This is a genomic window from Haloplanus natans DSM 17983 (assembly GCF_000427685.1).
GTDB lineage: Archaea > Halobacteriota > Halobacteria > Halobacteriales > Haloferacaceae > Haloplanus > Haloplanus natans.
In genome coordinates, this window is the sequence record NZ_ATYM01000003.1 from 141,338 (window position 1) to 157,012 (window position 15,675).

Annotated in this window: 11 protein-coding genes and 4 pseudogenes; 7 read left to right on the forward strand and 8 right to left on the reverse strand. The window is 52.9% G+C overall.

Annotated features, from left to right (window positions below; all coding sequences use genetic code 11):
• Nucleotides 1-133 precede the first annotated feature (133 nt).
• The 3 genes from HALNA_RS00600 to HALNA_RS00610 form a co-directional block, all read right to left on the reverse strand.
• Nucleotides 134-592 (reverse strand): recombinase family protein, encoded by a 459-nt coding sequence (locus tag HALNA_RS00600; RefSeq protein WP_049934265.1) that lies wholly within the window; start codon nt 590-592, stop codon nt 134-136.
• Between the two features lie 84 nt (nt 593-676).
• Entirely contained in the window at nt 677-1,024 is a 348-nt protein-coding gene (locus HALNA_RS00605; RefSeq protein WP_049934267.1) for a hypothetical protein, read from the reverse strand.
• An 852-nt stretch (nt 1,025-1,876) separates the two neighbouring features.
• Entirely contained in the window at nt 1,877-2,512 is a 636-nt protein-coding gene (locus HALNA_RS00610) for a phage repressor protein (RefSeq protein ID WP_049934268.1), read from the reverse strand.
• Between the two features lie 296 nt (nt 2,513-2,808).
• Here HALNA_RS00610 and HALNA_RS00615 point away from each other — a divergent pair, with 296 nt between their 5' ends.
• From HALNA_RS00615 to HALNA_RS00625, 3 genes are all read left to right on the forward strand, one after another.
• Nucleotides 2,809-4,149: a hypothetical protein gene (locus tag HALNA_RS00615; protein ID WP_049934269.1), complete on the forward strand. Its 1,341-nt coding sequence runs from the start codon at nt 2,809-2,811 to the stop codon at nt 4,147-4,149.
• 120 nt (nt 4,150-4,269) lie between these two features.
• Nucleotides 4,270-6,297, forward strand: a complete 2,028-nt coding sequence (locus HALNA_RS00620) for a UvrD-helicase domain-containing protein (RefSeq protein ID WP_084509816.1) — start codon at nt 4,270-4,272, stop codon at nt 6,295-6,297.
• Between the two features lie 305 nt (nt 6,298-6,602).
• Nucleotides 6,603-7,661, forward strand: a complete 1,059-nt coding sequence (locus tag HALNA_RS00625; protein ID WP_157573367.1) for a hypothetical protein — start codon at nt 6,603-6,605, stop codon at nt 7,659-7,661.
• 519 nt (nt 7,662-8,180) lie between these two features.
• On the opposite strand, the gene HALNA_RS00630 is transcribed toward HALNA_RS00625, so the two are convergent.
• Nucleotides 8,181-8,510: a hypothetical protein gene (locus HALNA_RS00630; RefSeq protein WP_049934272.1), complete on the reverse strand. Its 330-nt coding sequence runs from the start codon at nt 8,508-8,510 to the stop codon at nt 8,181-8,183.
• 149 nt (nt 8,511-8,659) lie between these two features.
• Here HALNA_RS00630 and HALNA_RS19055 point away from each other — a divergent pair, with 149 nt between their 5' ends.
• Complete coding sequence (locus tag HALNA_RS19055) at nt 8,660-9,742, forward strand: glycosyltransferase family 4 protein (protein WP_084509817.1); 1,083 nt, start codon at nt 8,660-8,662, stop codon at nt 9,740-9,742.
• Nucleotides 9,743-9,881: 139 nt separating this feature from the next.
• Here the strand turns inward: HALNA_RS19055 and HALNA_RS19060 are convergent.
• The 3 genes and pseudogenes from HALNA_RS19060 to HALNA_RS19595 form a co-directional block, all read right to left on the reverse strand.
• Nucleotides 9,882-10,565 (reverse strand): annotated as a pseudogene (locus tag HALNA_RS19060) (transposase).
• Between the two features lie 61 nt (nt 10,566-10,626).
• On the reverse strand, nt 10,627-12,054 hold the full coding sequence (locus HALNA_RS19065; RefSeq protein WP_084509818.1) for a lipopolysaccharide biosynthesis protein: 1,428 nt from the start codon (nt 12,052-12,054) through the stop codon (nt 10,627-10,629).
• 23 nt (nt 12,055-12,077) lie between these two features.
• Entirely contained in the window at nt 12,078-13,076 is a 999-nt protein-coding gene (locus HALNA_RS19595) for a polysaccharide pyruvyl transferase family protein (protein WP_169718985.1), read from the reverse strand.
• Between the two features lie 146 nt (nt 13,077-13,222).
• Between HALNA_RS19595 and HALNA_RS19070 the strand changes: the two are divergent.
• Both HALNA_RS19070 and HALNA_RS19075 read left to right on the forward strand, forming a co-directional pair.
• Nucleotides 13,223-13,590 (forward strand): annotated as a pseudogene (locus HALNA_RS19070) (IS4 family transposase); the annotation flags it as partial.
• Between the two features lie 678 nt (nt 13,591-14,268).
• Nucleotides 14,269-14,997, forward strand: a complete 729-nt coding sequence (locus HALNA_RS19075; RefSeq protein WP_169718986.1) for an FkbM family methyltransferase — start codon at nt 14,269-14,271, stop codon at nt 14,995-14,997.
• A gap of 160 nt (nt 14,998-15,157) precedes the next feature.
• Here HALNA_RS19075 and HALNA_RS00645 read toward each other — a convergent pair.
• A pseudogene (locus HALNA_RS00645) lies at nt 15,158-15,481 on the reverse strand (transposase); the annotation flags it as partial.
• 90 nt (nt 15,482-15,571) lie between these two features.
• On the opposite strand from HALNA_RS00645, the pseudogene HALNA_RS19600 reads away from it, so the two are divergent.
• Nucleotides 15,572-15,652 (forward strand): annotated as a pseudogene (locus HALNA_RS19600) (IS5/IS1182 family transposase); the annotation flags it as partial.
• Nucleotides 15,653-15,675: the final 23 nt, after the last annotated feature.

The following is a 15,675-nucleotide window of genomic DNA, read 5'->3' on the forward strand; positions in this document are numbered from 1 at the left end:
TACGACTCGCCATCTTCTAGTCGTTCGAGTGCGTCTACGAGTTCAAAGTAACTGTCCTCACCGTCGTCAGGTTCGACGATGGGCTGTAGGTCCCCGCCGTCGTTGTGTCGGAATCCTGCAGGGACGTTTCGACCTATTTTCCTTGGTCGCTCGCTCGCTTCACGCCGGCCTTCACGCGCCGTATCAATTGTTGTCGCTCTTGCTGATACACCATGCCGACGATATCAGCGACGGACCGACCGGTGCCGTCCGGTTTGACCTTCTCGACAGCTCCGTCCGTGATGTGAATTGTGACGCCGTGTTCCTCACAGGCGTCGAAGAATTCCTGCAGCGTTGCACCGCGCCGAGAGATCCGGCTGATCTCCCAGACGATGACGTGGTCGAACTCGTCATTTCGGATCGCGTCCAGGAGGGCGTTGAATTGTTCGCGCTCGTCGTTCGATCCGGATTCGATATCGACATACTGTTCGACCCTGTCTTGGGGGAGGTCATGCCCGTCGATGTACCGGGTGATCGAATCGCGTTGGTGCTGGTCGTCTTGTCGATCTGTAGAAGGGCGAATGTACGTCCCGACTTTCCCCGCGTTCTCCATGCCTCACTTACCGCCCGTCCTACACTTAAAGTTCGGATGTTGGTTGCAGGCTGCAAGCAGACATGTGCCTCGTTACAGGGGTGTTCACCTGAATTCGACTCGGTCAATACTGTCGAACACTTCCCGCCACTGGTCGGGCATGTCGCTACTCGTATACTCGCCGTTGTTCGCTCGCTTTAGGACTTGGCGAGCTTCCGTGTTACTGAGGGTCGTGAGGTTCATTTCGCTGACCGCGTGTTTCCGGGACCGTTCTGTGCTCATCACACGATCTTCCCGTATCGCCGTGTAGACGTAGTACCAGAACCACATGTCGCCTTCTTGCTCGATTGATTCCGCCGATGGACTCGACGCCTCAGGGGATGCAAAAAGTCGCTCAGTGAGTGATACCCCGGGAAGTGTTGCGACCGTGTTGAGGAAAGCCCGGCGTAACATACTCTGTCGACAGAGGATGAGACACAAAACCCTTCCCCCAAGTGCAGTGACACCGGAATTTCGAACTAATCACGAAGGACTGTAAATGGTGGGCGTGCGAGCGCGAGCTGACTACCCAAGCAGGAATCGACTCCCGCTCACACGGCTCCCATTCGCGGGGAGGAATCCGAATTTGATAACGAACCATAATACATCTATCGCCACATCCGCTGAACCGTAATCATACGTTTGTTGACTTTAAAGTAGATGGCTGACTAATAATGAGATATGAGTGCAGGGCTTGGCGACCAACTTGACCCGGCGACTTACTTACCCGACGAGGATCGTGTTGCTGTTGAACCGGAGGCGTACCGGTTCGCAGGTATCCTTCTTTCTGCGGCGTATCCGAGCGTCGATTTCCAGCACTTCTCTCGCTCCGGATTGGCTGGCAGTGCGCTGTACATAGCGTCGGTGGCGGTGTCTGGGCGAGGCCGGGTGTCGCAGGAGGAAATCGCCAGTTCAGTCGGGACAACGAGAATGTCCATCCACACGCATACAGCTCGACTCGCCCGATTAGCGACAGAAGAAGTCGATCTCAGCACCTATCCAAGCATATCACCAGACGTACTGCAGCGTCTTGCGCAAGGACAGAGTGTTCAACGAGTACTGCAGGAGAGGGCTGGTAGGGGCATCGAACCCAGTTCTCTGCCCTAGCTATTGGGGGTCATTTACGCCGAAAACAGAGCAAAGTCTAATTATTCTGACTACCAACAGCTACTAGAAGACTGATAACTGTTGGTAGTCATTCAGATTACACTTTTCTGTGTCTCTTCTTGGAGAATGACCCTAACTAGAAACAGGGGACATTCGCACTCACTCATCGAAGGAAGGCCCCGATCTGTCTTTAGACGTGATCATATTCCAGGTTCGATTCGCGTCCTTCACAGTCGCCTGAACAGGCTGATCGAGGAGTCGCCGCCCACGGGCGGTGAGATCATAGATTTCTCCCTCAGACGTGACTGCCCGGCTAAGAAGGTCGAAGAAATACAGCTCGTACAAAATTCCCTGTGTCGCGTAGAGATTCATCCCGATTCGATCTGCCGCTTCTCGTGGGGATATCCCGCTTCGATTCTCCAGTTTCTGAAGTAAGTCATGCGCCTGTTCGGTCACAACCACGATATCGCTCGGAGTAACTTCCTCGTCAGCTTCCGCTGATAGCTCACGAGCTAGTTCGACAGCCGACTCGACGAGTTCGCCGAACAGTTCGGATTGCCGCCGTTCGTACTTCTCCTGTTTCGAGAGGACAAACTCTCCTTTCTCCGTCGTGACGTGCATCCCGGAGTTCTTGGCCGGACCGGGTTGTTCGAGCAACCCCATCTCGCTGAGTTTCGAGAGTTCTTTCGAGATGTAGTTCGGTGATTTGTCCAGCGCTGCGGCGATGTTCTTGCGCGTTTCGCGGTCCTCGCTACAGAGGTAGAGGATCCCCCAATCGGTATCTGAAAGCTCCATTTACCAGTCTCCTGTACGTCTGTCGTATTAGTAATTATGGACTGGGTGCGAACACAATACCTACACAGAGACACAATAGGTTTACTGTAAAACTTTATAAGTAGCGAAGCCATAGCGGGGAGTAGACACGATCTGACGGGCCCAGAACGAAGGTGGCGTCGGGACGAAGTGAGCGTCCCGCGCCTTTGGGTCTCTCGTCGTGCAGCACGAGGTGAATACAGTATGCGACCCAGCTCAACGTACGCGTTAAGGCTACTAAAAGAACCGGGAAGTCACCCAACTCACGGTGGTGGTCGATGAGCGAAAACGGCGACAACGCTTCTGATACTGCCGATCAGGAGCCTGACGCTGATGCCGACACCACCGATGACGAGGAGGTGACTCCCGACCAGCAACTTGCCGAGATCTGGACCGAGTACGAGACTGAACTGCGGGACTTGGACGGCGGGCAGGGAACGCGGAAAGCAATCGAGATGATCGAAGAGATGTCGGCGATCCAGGCCGACGTCGAGGTGAATGGTTCCGACAGCGGTGACCGGATCGAGTTGATCATCGAGGGGTACGTCAACCAGATCGCCGACCGAAAATCGTACCTCACTCGCACCTCGCTCAAGGAGATCTGGGACGAGGAGGTGAGCCGTGCGAAGTCCGCAGCGAGCGTGGACGACGAGCTCCCTACGCAGTTCTGTCCTCTCATCAGGGAAACGCTGGAAAGCGTCGAGAAGAAGGTCACGCGCGACAGCGACTCGTCCGAGGCCGAGTACACGCTCGCCTTCGACGACGGCCGAGACACGAACTTCTCCGTCCCGCGTGGCAGCCTGTTCAGCGAAAAGAAGTTCTGGGAGGCATACACCAGCGCTAGCGGGCAGTACCCGCTTCGCCCCGATATGGAGGACGCCGAGTGGGGCAACTTCATCGGGTCAGTCATCGAACCACTGGAGGAGACGACCTGGGAAGACGGCCCGCGAACCACCGCGTTCTACCAGCTAGAGAATCTCGTGGCGAGCTCGGTCGCCTACGGCACCCTCTCGGACGCCGTCGAGCATGGAGGTGTGTACGTCGATGATGAGCCTCCGAATCACACGGAAGTCTGGGTACTGCGGGAGGACATCGCCCGAATCCTGCAGACCCACGACATCTCGGATCGCGCGTTGCAGATCGAGATCTCCTCCCGAGACGCGCACGCCGCAGCCGCTCGGAACGATCCCGACGACGAGGACAGCACTGGCGGCGGTGAGTCTGTCAGTTACTCAACGCACGTGAACGGACTGTGGCAAACGTTCTGGCAGCTGGACGCCGACTCGTTCGACGATCCAGACGCGTACGTCGAGGATCCAGACGACCGCCGAGACCGTGAAGACGCGGCCATCGACGCAGCGACCGGGACGAACACAACTGGCGACAGCAATGAGGCGTCCTCCGATAGTGTGGATGAGGACAGCAACGATGATGGTGAGTCGAATGACGACGACAACGATAACGAGGTAGACCACGCTCCAGGTGAAGGCCACTCCTCCGAGGCACATGACGAAGATGAACGGCGTGACGACGCTGTCGGTAGGAGTGCTGATGATCAATCTGAGGATGTCGGTGACACTATTCGATCAACAGAGATAGGAGACGATCAACAGAGATAGGAGACGGAGAGTGTGCCGACCGTGTAGACGAAACAGACAACGATTCGAACGACGACTACGGAATCACTGGTCGGTACGGGCCGGGTAGTGACGAAGAGGACGGGGACGGAGGTGAGTCGGATGCGTGAGGTGGACTCGCTGCCCGAGTGGTGGAGTCGTGCTGTTGCAGCTCCGGGCGAGGTGCTGTCGATGGCCGACGGCTGGGAAGACATGGCGCTCCCGCTCGATCTCGTCCGCCGACTCCCTGAGAAGTTGCGGAACGCCGTGATCCGGGAAGGAGACGTCCATCCGCCGACCGACAGTGTGCGGCTCAACGGTCCGCCGGGAACTGGGAAAACCACGCAGATCGCCCTCCGGTTGGCCGTCCTGATCGACGTCGAGGGGATTGACCCGGCGGAGATGACCGTCGTGACGTATCGGGTCGATCTCGCGGACGCGGTGAAACGGAAACTCCGTGCTTGGGGCGTCGTCTCTGACGACGCCGAACTGGAGTTCTTCTGCACGATGCACGCGGCAGCGAACAGAGCGACCGGGCTGTTACAGCGCGATCCGCGAGAGGCAGTTCGTGACGGAAACCTCGGAAACGCGATGGGCTACCGCGAGCGAGCGTTCTACTGCAAGAAGCAGGACATCCAGTTCTACCCGCCGAAGAACCGACCGTGGGAAGACACGCGCGGCCAGTTGCTGCTCGGCCTGTTCGACTACATGCGGAACAACCTACTGGACCCGACGGATGAGGCGGACGTCCGACAGTGTCCCTCTTACGACGACTTGCGGGAGAAGTGGCCCGGCGTCGATGTCCAGGCGGAGTGGGAGAAGTACCAGGACTTCAAGGCGCAACGCGGCTGGCACGACTTCTGGGAACTCCTCGAAGCAGCGCTGGACGGCTCGTCGCTCCCGCCGACGCGGGTCGTGGTCGTCGATGAGTACCACGACGCAACGCCCTTGATGGCAGCTGTCGCCGAAAAGTGGTTCGAGCACGCGGATACCGCCATTGCCGCCGGTGACCCGCTACAGGTGGTCAATCAGTACGCCGGCTCCCATCCCCGGTTCTTCACGGAGCGGCTGGACCACCTGCCGGAGATCCTGCTTGATCGAACCTACCGCGTCGGTGAGGAGCACTGGCAGTCGGCCACGCGGATGCTCCAGAAAGAATTCACGCCGCCACCGGTCGAGCGCACCGGTCGGTCGGAGATCTTGACGTACAACGCGCCGCCGATCAAACCGCCGGAAGGCCGGACCAGTGACTGGACGACGCCGAGTGAATCCACGCCCGGGTCGCCAGCGTGGCTGTACAACGAGTTCATCGCCGACACGGAGCGGTCGATCCTGTACCTCGCCCGAACGCGACGATGGGCGCGGGGCGTGTCGGTGGCGCTGGATCGCGCCGGCATCATCCACGACGGCCAGCGTGGTCCCGGCGGCTGGGGATGGGACGGTCATCGCCTCGACGTCTTCAACGCGCTGAAGAAACTGGAGCGGGTTCCGGCGACGTACGGCGACGCACACCACGGCCGCGGACTCGACGAGTACGCCACCGACGCCGCCGACGCGATCAACCTCCGGTTCACAGCCGACGAGTTTGCCGAACTTCTCGATCACGCCAACGCGCGGACGCTCACCCTGTCCCGTGACGACGCTGAGGACTTGGCTGCGGAACATCGCCGCGAGGAACGTGTGGCGACCATCCGTGACGTTGAGGAGATAGCGACGTCGGAGTTCTGGCAGCAGTACACCACTGGTGCTGCGAGCGTGAAGCGGCTCACGAAGGGCGACCTGACCGATCACGACCTGAAGGCACTCCGTCGAGCACTCCCGCGGTACGACGACGTCGTCGAAGACACGCATCACGTTCGCGTCCTCACCATCCACGCGAGCAAGGGAGCCGAGGCCACGGACGTCTGCTGCTTCGATGGAATCACAGGGAAGATCGCCCGCGAGATGGATCGGTCGGAGGAGACGCGCCAGAACGAAGCTCGAACGTGGTACGTCGGCCTGAGCAGAGCGTCAGAGCGACTGCACCTGATGTACGACGCCTTCCCTGGGTCCATCGACCATCTACCGGGGAATCTCGCGCCGCAGGCGGCAGCGTCCGCTCGGCGGCAGGCGAGCGAAGCGATGACGGACGGGGGTGCTGACGACCGATGACAACGGAGCGGAGTGCGTCGACACAGCCTCCAGACGCGTCGGCGGTCACGGGGAGTCCGGTACGCGTTGACGAGGTGACTGACGAGCACGTCGTGTTGGAGCTACCTGACTCGGTGCACGACGCCGACCGTGTGATTCCACAGGATCTGATCGAGTTCGGGCAGACGGCCCGGAACTGGTTCTGCTGGGATCTGGAACAGAAGCAACCGCGTGCCCCGTTCAACGACGGTTATGCAGGGACAGTGAAGTGGGGCCGGGATTCGATTTCGTGGGACAACCGAGTCGGCGGACGGTTCGGCGACGCGATGGAGGCGCTGAACGGAACCGTAAACGGCCACGTCGATCCGGCGTGGTACTGGGGGACGACAAACCACGGCGAGGCCGTGGAGCCACGTCCGTTGTACCCGATGGTGATCGTGCCCCACGCAGACTTCCAGCCTGACGACGGGCCGCTCATGCTCGTTGATTTGGACGACGTGATCGACGTTCGGGACGACGGGACAGGTATGATGACCCGGGAGGCGTGGGACATCATTCAGTCGCTCGGCGGATACGCGGAGGTGTCACGGTCGATGACCGGTGCGCACGTCTTCGTGAAGGGACGGATTCCCGGCGACGTCGATGGGCGGAAGATCATGGAGGAGTTGAATGAGGGCGGGCACGTCGAGATCTACGGATACCCCGCCAACGGTCGGGTGGTCGGGACGACGTGGCTGCACATCGAGGATACACCGCGGCACACTGTCCCCGAGGCACAGAACGTGATTGACGAGTTGGTCGATGAGTACGTCGATGATGAGGATCAGTTGAGCGACCAGGAGCAGGCTGCTGCCGTGATCGAACGGTACCAGTCCCAGATTCGGGGCGACCAGAGTGGGGGTAGTCAGTCAAAGTACTACGACCTCGATCCGGTTCCGATAGCGAACACCGGACCATTCCGGACGTACGGGAGGAACGGTCAGGGTCCGCATCCTGTCCACGGGGCGACGACGTCCCACGACAATCCCGGGCCGGACGACGAAGACAGCACGAACTTCGGTGTGGATAGCCAGAACGGGTGGAAGTGCTGGGCACACGACGACGGTGGGGGTGCGCTCCAGCTGATTGCGGTCCTCGAAGGCATCAGGGACTGCGGGAATGCCGCGGACGTCATGCAGGATCCGGAGGATGCGCTTCAAATCTGTTTGGCAGCGCGTGACGAGTACAGTTCTGACCTAGATGACGAAGACCCGCCTACAGTGGCGTTGAAAGGTGTTTGTGAGGTTCAGAATCTGGATTATCCCGAGGATGGGGCGCTCGATAGTGGGACATACGAGATTGCTCGGGGGCTGTACGATGCTATGAGATTCTCTGCAAAGGGTTGATGATCTCACTCACCCAGAGATCAAGCGAACTGTGTGGCTAAATGACAGCGAAATTAAATCGTTTAGAGGCCCTCAACGTAGGATCGTCGTGCCTCACGGCGCTCGGACTTCTTACACATATCGTACCACAGTTCGATGGTTTCCGGACTCGCGTCGCATCAGCCCGAGATCACGTCAGCTGTCGGGACGCTGTTTTCCCGGAGATGAGTATTATAGCCACGTCGAAGGGGATGTGGCGAGACGGACTCTGGACAGTCATACGCAGCATTGTTTGTTTGCGCTGCCAGGCATGCCTCCGGATCCTCTCCGACTGGGCACTCTTCACCAATTGAGCAGGGTCGAGACCACGCATACACGTACTGACGGATTGTACTCTTCTGGAGTCGCCCGTTGCCCGTCGTGAGTAATGGCTCTCTGCAATCGTCGTCGGTTACGTCGTTTCGTTTGGCTTGGATATAGCCGTCGAGGGCTTTCGCTGCTTTACTCGAAATACTGATTTCGCGTTCGCCTGCCACACCATTATTCAATCGTGTTCCCCGTTTCCTCACGGTTGACTACCTTGATGTAGCGCTCATCAGAATCATAATCATCGAGATCGAATGCGTACAGGGTAGACTGTCGAACTCCAGTTTCGGCCAGGATTTCCCAGACGATGTGTTCCTTGGTAAAGGGTTCATACTTAGCGAGATTGGCCACGATCTCCTTTGCCTCTTCGCGGGGCAACCACGTGTCATTGACCTTCTCTGTCTCTGAGATGGTCGGGAGGATAACGAATTCGTGGAACGCCTTCTCGAATACTTCTCGCCGCTCGCAGTACCGAAAGAACTTCCGGAGCGATCTAGATATCATCCAGCCAGTCTACGCTGAAGCAATCGAGTATGCTGCTGATGCAACTCTCCTTCAGGAAGAGGTAAAGTTCCAGTTCTTAATTTAAAACTGAACGTTAGTATATCTTCAGGATCACAACGCCAAAGTACTGAGAGTACAAATTTTAGTTCATGACAAAAGTGCTGATGTATTCTCCAATCTATCCCCCTCAATCCGGTGGTGCTGCCTCCTATTTTTCGAATCTAGTTAATAATATAGAACAAGATCATGAGGCGGTTGTAATAACAACAAAAGTGAAAAACGCAGAGGGCTTATTCCATAACGGCCAGCCGGGGATCTATAGAATAATACCGCGTCTACACCGTCTTCCGTTGTTCCTACGAACTGCGATACCCTCAATCATTGCATTTATTGTAGGAATGTATTTTATAATTTTCAAGGATATAGATGTAGTGCATTCCCATTCCACTGCAAATGCTGTGCCCGGCTTAGCGATAGCAACCACCTTGACGAGAACTCCATTGATTTTTGATTGCCGAGACGCGGATTTCCCGCTCTGGATGATCACTCTGGGGAACTCTGTCCACTGGTTTAGTTGCAGTTCAAATATTGACCAACGACTTCGGCGAGCAGGGGTTCCAGCAGATAAGATTACAAGAATCCCAGTGGTTAACCCAGATTATATTACAAAATATGCTACGAAAGAAAGAAAGGATGAATTCACAGTCATTTTTGTGGGGACAATTGCCCGATTTAAGGGAATAAATCTATTATTGGATGGGTTTGAGATACTTCAGTCACGCCATGATGACGTAAACTTGGTAATAGTTGGAAATGGCCCAGATATCAACGATGTTAGAGAGCAGATCCAGACGTCTCCTTCTTCGGATTCTATTCATCTTCAAGGACAAATGTCACACTCTGAGGCGCTTACTGAAATATCGAAATCGGATGTACTTGTTCTGCCATCTGAGCGTGAGGGACTTCCTAGGGTGATCGTAGAAGCATTTGAGCTAGGAACCCCCGTCATATCAACTCCCGTTGGAGGGGTACCGGAGCTCATTGAAGACGGGGAGACCGGATTATTAGTCGAGCGAGAACCAGAGAATATTGCGGACGCTTTGGACAAATTGTATTCTTCTCAAGAACTCCGAGAGCGACTCTCGAAGAATGCATTTAAACAAACAGAGGATTGGAACTGGGAAACAGTGAAGACTCGTGTTAATAAGGTCTACTGCGATGTATCTCGGTAAATGTACAGTCTTGTAGTCGCTGATATCCTTGTTGCGAACGCTAACGACGAGAACGGTTTCGGATCTCCCAACTCAGCACTTACATGATATTTCAGATAGTAGAGACGGATAGCTGAATTCGGGTATCCATGTTGGTAACTTAGCTTTGCATGTTAGCATCGGTAGTTGAGTGAACAAAGTGGTGGCCGATCTCGGTCATGAGGTCATCGATACCACAAGCATCGTTGTTTCGAACCACGAGAGGGGGTTGTAAACGGCTTCTTTCAGGGAGAGTTCAAGGCTCGCTTGAAGCGGTGCCACTTTCGAGCGAACGTCCCCAGGCGCTCGACTCAGGATCAAGACGAACGAGACTGTAGGCAGCCATGAGAAGGTGCCGCTGGCGACTGGCACTTCATTGATCTGCATCTCGCAGTCTCCCAAGCTGAGATCCTGCTTCAAAGCCTCGAAGAACGACCCAGACGGTGTCGCCTTCGCATAATCGTAGAAGTGGCCGACACCGGGGACGTCGTCCCCAGCTTTTTCGGTGATCGTGTCGTCAAGAATAATGTAGCCGTCTGTTGACCACATGTTTCTCCGCGTTTCTGGAGTTCGTCGAGGTATTCGTGGTTGAATTGGTCTTCGTCCCTGTCTACTTGGGGAGGAGCTTGTTGAGTGCGTGTTTCCTTGATCTGAAGGACTTCCGTACGATGTCCGCCACGGTCTTGTTCCGGCCAGCAACAAGACCTGTGGCGTAGGTTTTGGAGTAATGACGTTGTGTTGGAGAATGCGACTCGAACTCGTCAAACACGTTCGTATGCGATACAAACTCCGTCATCTGCATTATCCGTCCTTGCCACCGCCTAAGTCACTCCCCTACATCAACGTAAAGATTTGCTGTCATATACTTAGATTAATGACTTAATAGTAGTTTTATTAACTCCTCCAAGAAGGAAAATGAGAAAACCGTACAAAAGAACGCCAACAAAGATTGTCACAGTAATATGAACGAATGGTATTATGGTTAATCCAATTGACATACCAAGTGAGGATAAGACGACTGCTGCCAGTCGTCTCCAAAAGATAATGAACGGAAAACGTCGTTGTAGAATAACTTGTATCAAGAGACTACTTCCAACATATGTTATTGCCGTTGCAGCTGCTGCTCCAACTACACCGAAGTATGGAATAAGCGTGAGGTTTAGTCCGACATTCCCTATCGCGGCTAAAGATCGTATGATAGCTACAGGTTTTGTTTCTCTCGCCGCGAATAGCGTCGTACCATGGAGTTGACTTAACCCGAAAAAAAGGATGCCAAGGCCGAGTATGAAGACGAATTGCGCAGCTTGCCTAGCCTCTTCAACACTCATAAAATATCCGAATAATGGTTCGGAGACAAATACAAATCCTACAACACTGGGGATTGCCAAAACCAAAAAATAGTGGGTAGCTGTTGAGAGATAGTTCCCAATTTTTTCAGTACCGCCTTCAGCGGTGAGCCGCGAGAATTCCGGGAAGAACACGTTTCGAATAGGGGTGACAAAAATAAGTAACAAAGAGGCCAGACCATATGCTATTGAGTACATTCCAACGGCGGTTGACCCAATGAAGAAGCCAATGAGTAGTCGGTCTGCTCTTGAATTGACTTGGGAGGCATATGTAGAGACTGTTAACCATAGGGAGTATTTAAGTATATCTCGAACCTGACTAATACCAGGAGTCGTTAAGCCAATATCGGATATAATCAAGATTTGCAACAAGAATGCGAATATTGATTCAACAATCACAATTATAATAACAATTTCCCTTAAAGACGATTGGAATACATATATAACAATCAAAATTGACATAAGTCGAACATAGTCGGGACCAGCTTGGAGTAATGCTGCAAGCTTATTGCGCATTTGGGCTCGATAGTAGCCTCTTCCGAGTTCAGAGAGCGCCGTTGAAGGGACAAGTACACCACCGGCTACGAACACATATTTGTATTCAGTTGAGCTGAGAGTCAGAATGGAAATGGTTTCAGCATTCAATGAAATTAGGAGTCCAACAGCACCCGAAGAAATAGCTAATACTGTTAAGATACCATAGTAGAGTCTATCAGACTTACGGTCTGAATCTTGAGCAAAATTCACATACCCCGGAACAAGAGCAAGGCTAGATACGATCGTCGCTAAGGCTGTAACTGCCAGAAGTTGTACGTATACACCATATCCACTGACGCCGATACTAGTGGTCAGAATCGGGATCATGGCAATATCTCTAATACGAGAGGATAAATTGAGAGCACCACTTACAATCACGTCTGTAGATAGTTTGTGCCCAAGCGAGGTCATAGAATGACTCCTCTATAGGGTCCTCACTTGGCTAATTTAACTGCTCTCACCAAAGCATTAACTTGTTTTTCCTTCTCTTCTTCTAATTTCCCTCTATTTATTCGGCAAAGTTCTTTATCAATTTCTCCTACAACAAGCTTATCTAATAATTTTCGACGGTTGGTTTCATAATAGAATTTTACTTCTCCCCCAAATACTAGACCAGGAACAGAGGCGTGGATTCTGTCGGTGTGAATCTCCTCTGAATTTTTGTATATGAGAAGATAATCTTCTAAGTTGTCGGAGATGAAGGTATTAGGCCGGGAGAGTTTGCTTCCGTAGCTTTTCCCATCGGTAGATATTGGCGTATAGCTCCGAAGAAACCGTTTTCCAAGACCAATGAATGGTGAGTCAAACGCAGAGTGATGCGGTCTAACTACCTCATGTTGGTATTCGACTTTAGGCTCGTCAATAATATCAAATGTAGCGGCACTAAAGCTTTTATTCAATTCTGGCGGATCATGCCAATCATCAATAAAATATGCACAGTCAATCCCCTTATGAGCGTGAGGCACCTCATCAGAATAAATATCATAAGCGAGATCATTTCTCGATATCAGAGAGTATATGTTAAGTTCGGAGATTGCTCGTTTAATATACTTTCTCGCCTCTTGCGAATAATCACCACTGCCCGCACCTAATAATATGATTGGAACATCTCTATTTGAGAGAAATTTGAGAGTAGAATAGTATGTTTTTAGCGCGGGTTCGTACAACATACAGCCAGGAAGTATGGCAATGTCCGGGTCAAGATGTTCAGCAGGATGAAAGTGGTCACTTTTTAAATCTGATGTTTTTCTGAAATGCTCTGTCAAAATATTTGAAATTGTTTTCATTCTCCGTTCCTCTACCAGTTTTGTATATCCACCAACCGACACCAAAGTAGAATCCGGGAAAGCTTTTGAGACAATCGCTTCTGCTCCCCGATCAATAAACCCATTTCCGATATTTGTTAACCACGATTTGAGTATGAGGATTCTCATAACCCAACCTGTTGCATTCAACATCATAAGTCATCCGTCTTTAGCTAAGAGGAGAACAACGTGACAGCGGCGACTTATCGAAGCTTCTTTTCGAGAAGGATGAGGAGACGAAGAGTGTGTACAACGATTCCACCACACCTCGAATTATGCGTCGGCTCACTACACTGTTCCCCCCCGAGTAACTCGAAGAGCACGGTGAGGAACTCGGGCGTGGTCAAGCGAGAGAACAGGCTTCAGGTTCCAATCCTTGTGTGGGCGCTCGTGTTCGGCTTCGCCGCAAGCGAGATCCGAACACTCGCTGGGTCCAGACGGAGCTACAACTCGACAGCCAACGAGACGAGCTCATCGGGAGGATCACCGGTTGACACCAACACTCGCGGATTACCTTTGTCACATCGTCGAGCAAGGTATCGACAAGGTCGCTGTCCCCGACGCTGTTGACGCTGATATCGCTCGGTTCAGGGACGTGATGATCGCAGATGGATCTGCATCATTTCACTTGATGCTCTCTGAATAATGTCTATCCTCAGAGGTAGGTTTGATAATCCCTCCCCTTTAACTTCCGAGATAGGATGTCGTTAATGAGGAGACTGCTAGTGGCACTACTACTTGTTACCGTTGTCGGGGTTTTTTTATGGGTCGGTCTAGATGCAGTCATGCGCGGTGTTACCGAGATGGAACGAAACATGGGTGGAGCGAGACAGGCTGCAAAGAATGACCGGATGCCGGAAAGAGATAAATAGGGATTCATAGTTTTTGAATTCCACATTATTGTTCAACGGTGAATGGTGACGATGTATTTTCAGTACTATAGTCTGAGTTATCAGTGTCGATCAGCTACGACGGATAGTATTGTTCTAACGTAGCTGGAGCAATCACATGCTCTGTTGAATAGCGCTTGGGTAGACTGCCAAAACTGGGTCGGCGCGTGAACGGTTGAGGTTCGCAGTCTCAAATTCGGTGTTGCCTCCACCTCCAGGCATTTCAGTGGAATTCACATGAAGTCACTCTCGGACGCTTAAAAATAGCCAAACACCACGTTGACGATCTGGACCTACCCGACACACTAGATGGTATCGATCGAATATAATTTAACCCAAGCCATAGTTTAGAGACTATGCTCAATGTTTTTGAGGGTCTCCGACGGGTTGGCTCAGTAACTCCCCGTCAGTTTCATCAGTATGGATATATGATGCTGGATTATGTTAGCGTTGCGGCTGAGCACCTGGGGGAAAATGAATGGACAATCGAAGATGGGGGAGAAACGTTCTCATTTAGATTTGATGATGGGGCGTCCCTCATGTACTTGCATAACGCGGTCTCGGATGGGGTTATAGTCCACGAGAAAATCCCGACATCCCTGTTCGATTTGACTTACGATTTCGATGTCGCTTTTGACATTGGCGCCCATTATGGCATATACACTGTTTTACTTGGTGTCTTGAATCCAGATCTGCCTATCGTAAGCTTTGAGCCAAATCTGAGGAATGCCGCACTGTTGGAAGCTAATATTCAGGCAAATGGACTGTCTGCGGAAGTTGATACACGTGTTGTATCTGACTCGGAGGATACTGTGACCTTCTATAATGTCTCCACACCGGGTTCCAATAGCCACGGGACAGCACCAGCAGACGGGTTGCCAACAACACCGATCACAAAACGTTGCACCAAGTTGTCTGAGATCATTAAAAACCGTAACGCCAGTTCAGCATTTGTAAAAATCGACGCAGAGGGGGAAGAACTTCGCATATTAGATGACCTATTACCCGCAGTGGACTCGATTAGCGGGGTCGTTGAGGTCCATCCTCAACTACTTGAGTGTGAGTCTGGAGAGGTTTTATCTTTATTAGAAAAACACGGCGCTTCTTACGACCGTCTCAGTCACGTTGAGGAAGCATACTGGTTTACAAATATAGACTGACTACAGACGGCATATAACCAGTTCGCTCTTGTGAAGCACGTTGTTGATTTTCAGAGCGCGGCATCGAGAGCGTGTTTGAGCGCTTCGTCGCCTGGTCTTCTGTAGAGTTCACGGCGGAGTTCGAAGGATCTGAGATACGGCGTGAGCTTGTCTATGGAGACTCAACTCGCCGCCTCAGTGTCCTGTACGAAAGATCGAGTTCCGCCTCGATCTGGCGAATACTCGTGTTGAACCGTGAAAACACGTAAATCGTGAAGTACCACTCCTTCAGCGTGAGCTTTGAGTGAGCAAAAATTGTCCCGGCCTTGTCGTTGAACGTCCGACTGCAATTCTTACACAGATATCGCTGATACACCCGATAGCTGCCGTTTCTGACCGTCAGGTCAGAACGGCAGCGGGGGCACTCGACACCATCACGCCAGCGAACCGGCTGCAACAGGTCCGCTGCAGCCGATTCGTGTCGGAATCGGCTTACAGGGAACATATCGGACACCGCTGACGCTGTGCCCTTGCCCTCTTCGACTTTCAGCCGCAGCTCTCGCAATCAACAATCTACTTCGCAAGAGCGTAATCAGTAAGTCCTGACACGAACTATTTATGGAGCGACCTCCATGTGGAGTGCCACTCTGAGTCAACGCGACCGTTGATCAAGCACACAACGAACAGACATTGTTGGAA

Coding starts and splice junctions, on each gene's coding strand:
- HALNA_RS00600 (WP_049934265.1), bottom strand. CDS start 592: ATGGAGAACGCGGGGAAAGTCGGGACGTACATTCGCCCTTCTACAGAT.
- HALNA_RS00605 (WP_049934267.1), bottom strand. CDS start 1,024: ATGTTACGCCGGGCTTTCCTCAACACGGTCGCAACACTTCCCGGGGTA.
- HALNA_RS00610 (WP_049934268.1), bottom strand. CDS start 2,512: ATGGAGCTTTCAGATACCGATTGGGGGATCCTCTACCTCTGTAGCGAG.
- HALNA_RS00615 (WP_049934269.1), top strand. CDS start 2,809: ATGAGCGAAAACGGCGACAACGCTTCTGATACTGCCGATCAGGAGCCT.
- HALNA_RS00620 (WP_084509816.1), top strand. CDS start 4,270: ATGCGTGAGGTGGACTCGCTGCCCGAGTGGTGGAGTCGTGCTGTTGCA.
- HALNA_RS00625 (WP_157573367.1), top strand. CDS start 6,603: ATGGAGGCGCTGAACGGAACCGTAAACGGCCACGTCGATCCGGCGTGG.
- HALNA_RS00630 (WP_049934272.1), bottom strand. CDS start 8,510: ATGATATCTAGATCGCTCCGGAAGTTCTTTCGGTACTGCGAGCGGCGA.
- HALNA_RS19055 (WP_084509817.1), top strand. CDS start 8,660: ATGACAAAAGTGCTGATGTATTCTCCAATCTATCCCCCTCAATCCGGT.
- HALNA_RS19065 (WP_084509818.1), bottom strand. CDS start 12,054: ATGACCTCGCTTGGGCACAAACTATCTACAGACGTGATTGTAAGTGGT.
- HALNA_RS19595 (WP_169718985.1), bottom strand. CDS start 13,076: ATGAGAATCCTCATACTCAAATCGTGGTTAACAAATATCGGAAATGGG.
- HALNA_RS19075 (WP_169718986.1), top strand. CDS start 14,269: ATGCTGGATTATGTTAGCGTTGCGGCTGAGCACCTGGGGGAAAATGAA.